The sequence below is a fragment of the Campylobacter concisus genome (assembly GCF_002914005.1).
GTDB lineage: Bacteria > Campylobacterota > Campylobacteria > Campylobacterales > Campylobacteraceae > Campylobacter_A > Campylobacter_A concisus_N.
Window position 1 is genome coordinate 1 of the sequence record NZ_POZU01000047.1, and the last position, 5,248, is coordinate 5,248.

The 5,248-nt window shown below is 33.2% G+C and carries 6 protein-coding genes; all 6 read right to left on the reverse strand.

The window, feature by feature from the left end; all coding sequences use genetic code 11:
- Nucleotides 1-159 precede the first annotated feature (159 nt).
- Complete coding sequence (locus CYP54_RS10145) at nucleotides 160-519, reverse strand: hypothetical protein (RefSeq protein ID WP_234400107.1); 360 nt, start codon at nucleotides 517-519, stop codon at nucleotides 160-162.
- A 31-nt stretch (nucleotides 520-550) separates the two neighbouring features.
- A complete protein-coding gene (locus tag CYP54_RS05430; RefSeq protein ID WP_258033673.1) occupies nucleotides 551-1,663 on the reverse strand; it encodes a relaxase family protein in 1,113 nt (370 codons plus the stop codon).
- 47 nt (nucleotides 1,664-1,710) lie between these two features.
- Nucleotides 1,711-1,998 (reverse strand): plasmid mobilization protein, encoded by a 288-nt coding sequence (locus CYP54_RS10290; RefSeq protein ID WP_103604482.1) that lies wholly within the window; start codon nucleotides 1,996-1,998, stop codon nucleotides 1,711-1,713.
- A gap of 407 nt (nucleotides 1,999-2,405) precedes the next feature.
- Entirely contained in the window at nucleotides 2,406-2,693 is a 288-nt protein-coding gene (locus tag CYP54_RS05440) for a type II toxin-antitoxin system RelE family toxin (protein ID WP_103604483.1), read from the reverse strand.
- Nucleotides 2,683-2,934 carry a type II toxin-antitoxin system prevent-host-death family antitoxin gene (locus CYP54_RS05445; RefSeq protein WP_103604484.1) on the reverse strand — a complete coding sequence of 84 codons (252 nt, stop codon included), beginning with the start codon at nucleotides 2,932-2,934 and terminating at the stop codon, nucleotides 2,683-2,685. The genes CYP54_RS05440 and CYP54_RS05445 overlap by 11 nt, the downstream gene beginning before the upstream one ends.
- 626 nt (nucleotides 2,935-3,560) lie before the next feature.
- A partial coding sequence (locus tag CYP54_RS05450) for an AIPR family protein (RefSeq protein WP_103604485.1) occupies nucleotides 3,561-5,248 on the reverse strand: 1,688 nt, incomplete at its 5' end.

The following is a 5,248-nucleotide window of genomic DNA, read 5'->3' on the forward strand; positions in this document are numbered from 1 at the left end:
GCATAATAAATATGGCTTTGGAAGTAATAAATGAGATGATTATGTAATAAACTTAGTAGAGTCTCTACGTTTAAAACATATCTAAGCTTTGGGTCTTTTCCTTGCATGCATCATCCGTATGGTGATGTATGCTGGCTTTTTGGGCGTATTCACGCTCCTTTATAAATTCTCTACATATTCTTGTAGCCTCTTGTACTCCATCTGTAAGTTCTTGTATTTTTCTCTCAAATTTTGGAATTCTTCTTCTGAATTTTCTAATTTTTCTTCCAAACGAGATATTGAACTCTCGTACATATCTTTTTGTTGCTGCAAAGACTCCGTTAAGGCATCGTTGCAATCTTTGCTCAAACTCTCGACTTTCTTTGTTAGCTCTGTCATCTTTGCCCGTAATATCGAGAGCTCCTTCTCGCAGTCTTGTTGCAAATTCATTGTTTCTAATTCGTGCTTGCTCCTTTCGTCTTCGATCATCTTCGTCAAGTGCTCGTTCTCTTCTAGTAATGCCTTCTCTAATGTTGTCATTCTCTACTCCGTTTTCATTAATATGAATTTTCTACTCTCGTTCTCTATTATCTCTTCGTCTTTTGGAATCGATATGTAATATTCCCTCTGGGTCTTGTCTGCAGCAGGTTGGCTGTATCTCCACTGTTTTGGTATCGCCCAAACCATTTCGTCCTCTAACTTCTTCTCTTTTATCATCCAGCCAGCTACTGCTTCCAAAATTATTGAGATAACCACTGACAGCAAGATTATCACCAATCTGTCCTTGTGGTGTAGAGATATTGCTTTTTGAAGTTCTTTCGACATATCTTTTTTGATTAAATCTATCTCTTTTAGCAATAAGCTCCTCAAGTTTTCGCCTATTTTCTCTACACTCTGTTTGTGTATTTTTATCATGGAATTCTCTAATTCTTCTGCTTGAGCTTTGGCTGAGTTCTCCAAGTCTTTGAGTGCTTGTGAAATTTGCATCGTATATTCCTCCTTTGAGACGATTTTTTGTTTTTTTATTAGGCAGTATGATCGTCATGCCTTTTTTGTTGATTCTAGTTATTTCGATACCACTTTGTGTAAGAAGCTCAACTACATGATCTCTATTTTTAATAGAACCTTGCTTAACTAGATCGTGCAACTTTTGATCTAGCTCTTCCAAATTTTTATAATGATTGATGTTTTTCTTGCTAGATAATATAGTTTGCTCTTTTGCTGGATCATCTGGACTTGATAGTCCATACTCATCGTTAATGATCTTTTTAATTAGATCTATTCTAGTTTGATCATATTTGGCAAAATATGGATTAAACGATTTTCCTGTTTTAAGATCGATCTTTGGAACCAGGAAATTTAACTCAAGCCGACCATCCTTGTCTGAGTGTTCTACCCATAATACATTTGTGCGTTCAAGCATATACTCACCCAAAAGAGTATATTCAAAATCTTTGATAATTTTTAATTTCTGCTCTTCAGTCAGAAAGTCGTGCTTCTCTTCAAATGATAAAACACCAAAACAGGTCTTTTGTTTATAGGTGATGCCTTTTATAATGGCTCTAGTTAAATTTTCATCACCTTTTATAACTCTTGCTGTTCCAGCAGCCTTTCTCTCATTTAAAAGGTAATTTATGCTCCCAAAGCCACCACCAGTATAAGTACGAAGAAATTTAACTAGCATCACTAGCGCCTTTATTTGTATTGGTATAAGGCAAATCAAGCAACATATTATTTACTCAATGCTTCATAAACTTTATGTAAGATATCATTATCGTCTGCTATGATCTCAATACCAACTCTATCTAGGCTTTGTCCACTATTTAATTTGGTGGCTATTTGGTTTATGTTTTGTCCATGTCTAGATAGTTCAGTTAAAAGCTCCCTCTTGATTGGTGCATGAATCTGCTTAGATAACATAGCTCTTAGGGCAAATTTTGAGAAAGTTAGGCCACTTTCTTGTAATTTATCATTAATTGCCGACCATTCTGTGTTACTTAGCCTAAGTCTTTTAGTTATGACTTTGGTTACCTTGCGTTTTTTGTCTTTTCAGAACTCACGTAAATTTACTCCTAATCTAAGAAAAGCCACTCAAAAATCCTATGTCATAAAATTTTTGGCAGACTTGCTCTTTAAATATCTTTTAAGGTTATTTTATAAAATTTCACAGCCTAAAACAAGGAATTCGGTAGGCTTTAGGCGGCTAAAATGCGTGTTTTTTAAAAATACTATGAAATATATAATATAATTTTTGTAGCCTCTGGATCTTCTCTTGGAAATTTAGTCTAGTATGAAATTAAAAAAATAAAATAATAAAAAATATAGGGGTTATGCTCATCATAAAAGAGCATTTTAGATAGGACAAACTAGTAACATGAAATTAGTTACTAGCAAATCACAGACGACTAAGGGTCTAGCTTTTATGCTTAGTTAAATTTATCCTTTAGCATCTCGTATGCTTCGTTGTTCTCTCTTTTGCCGACAACTAGCACTAACACTACAATCTCATCATCTTTTACTTGATAGGCCAAGCGGTAGCCGACATCTCTTAGCTTGATCTTATAGACATCTTCATAACCTCGTAGCTTGTCTTTGGTAACCTTTGGGTTTTCTAGACGCTCACTTAGCTTCTTTTTAAACTGCACTTTTATGCTATTGTCAAGCTTTTGCCACTCTTTTAAAGCGCTTGGCAAAAATTCTAACTCATAGCTCATCTAAGCTTACTTTTACTGGTTTTTCACCACTTGCTAGAGTGGCATCTACTGCTTTGCTTAGATGATACTCTTCTATTATCTCTGTCATCTTCTCGTAGACAGAGCTAGGTACTAGATAGGCACTAGGGACATTGTGGTTTAGTATAGCTACGACATTATCTCCAGCTTGTTTTAAAATTTGAGCTGGGGACTTTTTTAGCTCGCTTATGCTAGCTGTGAAATTTGCTTGTATGGTTTGCATTTTTATCCTTTATTTAATACCTAAAATAATACTAAATAAGATATAAGAATAGTCTTAAAGCTTATACCTTGCAATTTATACTTACTCATTTTCGTACGATACCATCTCTACTTTAGTCTTTAGTGTATCGGCATTGATAGGCTTAGCATAATATCTTAAGATGAGCCTTATTTTTTTAAGACATTATCTACCATAAGCTACAAATGATTTCATTATAATCATAATAAGTTTATTACACCGATAAAATTCTGGAGTACGTGCAGAGTAACTACCAAGCAGAGCTATTGGTATAATTTTATAAATCAAATAAGCTAATGTGCGAATAGAGGCTTTCAAAATCTAAGACAATAGATCTATGATTATAAGCCTTCGGCACATTCTAACGTTAAGATCCTAAATTCAACATACCATAAACTTGATATCTTAAAGCGTGACACTTTTAAAAAAGAATACTAAAAGCTCTCTTCTATTTGGTTTTATGATATTTTATTTTATGCATTTTTAATATTCAGTTAAAATTAATTTTTATCTATAATCAAGGAAACATAGTTTCCAAAATAGTTTTAACACTATACATACAATTGCTGGGTATATTTTCTTATTGACTGGTGTAAAATAAATAGCCACTATATCAAAAAGCCTTCTTTTATAGCATTCTCATAAAGATCATATAAAATAATAGCTTGCTTTATAGAAGGAAGTCCTATACTTCCATTTGCAATTTTTGCCAATATATCCATTTGCTTCATAGATATTTGGTGTCTTATTTCATCTTTTTCATAATATTTTAAAATCTTGTCCCAATCTTTAAATTTAACGACGAACGATTGAACTTCTATATTGTCATCAAGTTTCTTGTCTTTTCTTGCTTCTTTTTTTATATACTTTTCTTCTTCTGCGCTACTTAATATCTCATCATCAAATTCCAAACTTATTTCAATATCTTTTATACTATCCCAGCACAACTTCTTTTTACACCATTGACCTATATTTGCATTGCCTTCTGGCGGGTTAGTTATATTAGTATATATTTTGCTAGCAACTATAGAGATTATATTCTCTAAATTATTAGATATTTTTTGTTCATCCCATATTTTAGAAAAATTTAAAAATAATCTATTTTTTTCTAAATAATACGATAAGTACGATAGGGTATAGGCTACGCATTGTGCCCTATAACCACCATTGTACCAAGTGGCGTAAGAAACAAGTTTTTCAACTTGTTTAAACATTATAATTCTAGATACTGCTTCTTTAAAATAGTTGCTCGTTATACAAAGCTCATCTTTTTCTAACATTTGAGTAATATGTTTTGCAAAAGCCATAAAGCTATATTGTGCGCCTTTTGATACAATATCCGGCGATTGTAGCCAAGCGATTTCGCTTTTAGCTAAAAATGTTTTATCTATAAGTTGTGACTTGGGGTTTTCTATTTGAAATTTCTTTTTATCTGTGCCACTTAAATATGCTTGTTCATTTAAGTATTCACCCCTTACCCTCTCATAAAACCAATGAGTTCTTACTTGTATTCCATCAACAGCTGGTGCCAAATTTCTTCTTGAGCATTCTTTGAAATCTTTATGGAAAGGACTGTTTGAAAAAAAATCTGATTGATTTATCTTGTTTTGAGTATTTGCGTATTCGCTAACTTTTGAGACAAATTCATCTTGTTTTTCGGTGTCAGCAACTACAGATAGTTTCATCTGAACATAAATTTTTGATACGTCTAGCTTTGAATTTTTACTTGAGGCGTATATGGCCGATACGGTCTGGCCTCCATTGACAATCTGAAAATTTGATATTTTTATAATTTTGCCATCTTGTAAAATAACATCATTAGCTGTTGCAGTTATGCCATTATTGTATGCGAAAAACATCTCTGGCTTATATTCTATAGTGTTTCGCAACCCCTTATTGACGTTGCCTCTAAATTGCAAAAAAGTTCTGACGTTTTGTTCTAAAAGTCTAGAGCCAAATGTATCATAAATTTCAACTATTGTCCTGCCATCTATTACGCTTAAATAAGATCTGTAGTCTTTCGCCGGCGTGTCTACTACAAGCGCCGGTAAATCAACCTCAACGTCAAAGTTGTTTTTTGAGTTATTTATAGTATAAATTTTATATAAAAACTCAATATCTATGATGCGATATTCCGCATCAATGCCAGATAGGACTGTAGTGGGGATACTGGCTAGATTGTTAGTAATTTTGCCATCTGTGATGATAATAAGGCGGAGTGTTGTAGTTTCATTTTGAGGTAAATACGGATAGATATTATAGGGGAGTGAGTAATGGTGAAAACCCGCCGCCATAG

Excerpts from the sequence above, each read along its gene's own strand:
- CYP54_RS10145 (WP_234400107.1), bottom strand. The coding sequence starts at position 519 with ATGACAACATTAGAGAAGGCATTACTAGAAGAGAACGAGCACTTGACG.
- CYP54_RS05430 (WP_258033673.1), bottom strand. The coding sequence starts at position 1,663 with ATGCTAGTTAAATTTCTTCGTACTTATACTGGTGGTGGCTTTGGGAGC.
- CYP54_RS05440 (WP_103604483.1), bottom strand. The coding sequence starts at position 2,693 with ATGAGCTATGAGTTAGAATTTTTGCCAAGCGCTTTAAAAGAGTGGCAA.
- CYP54_RS05445 (WP_103604484.1), bottom strand. The coding sequence starts at position 2,934 with ATGCAAACCATACAAGCAAATTTCACAGCTAGCATAAGCGAGCTAAAA.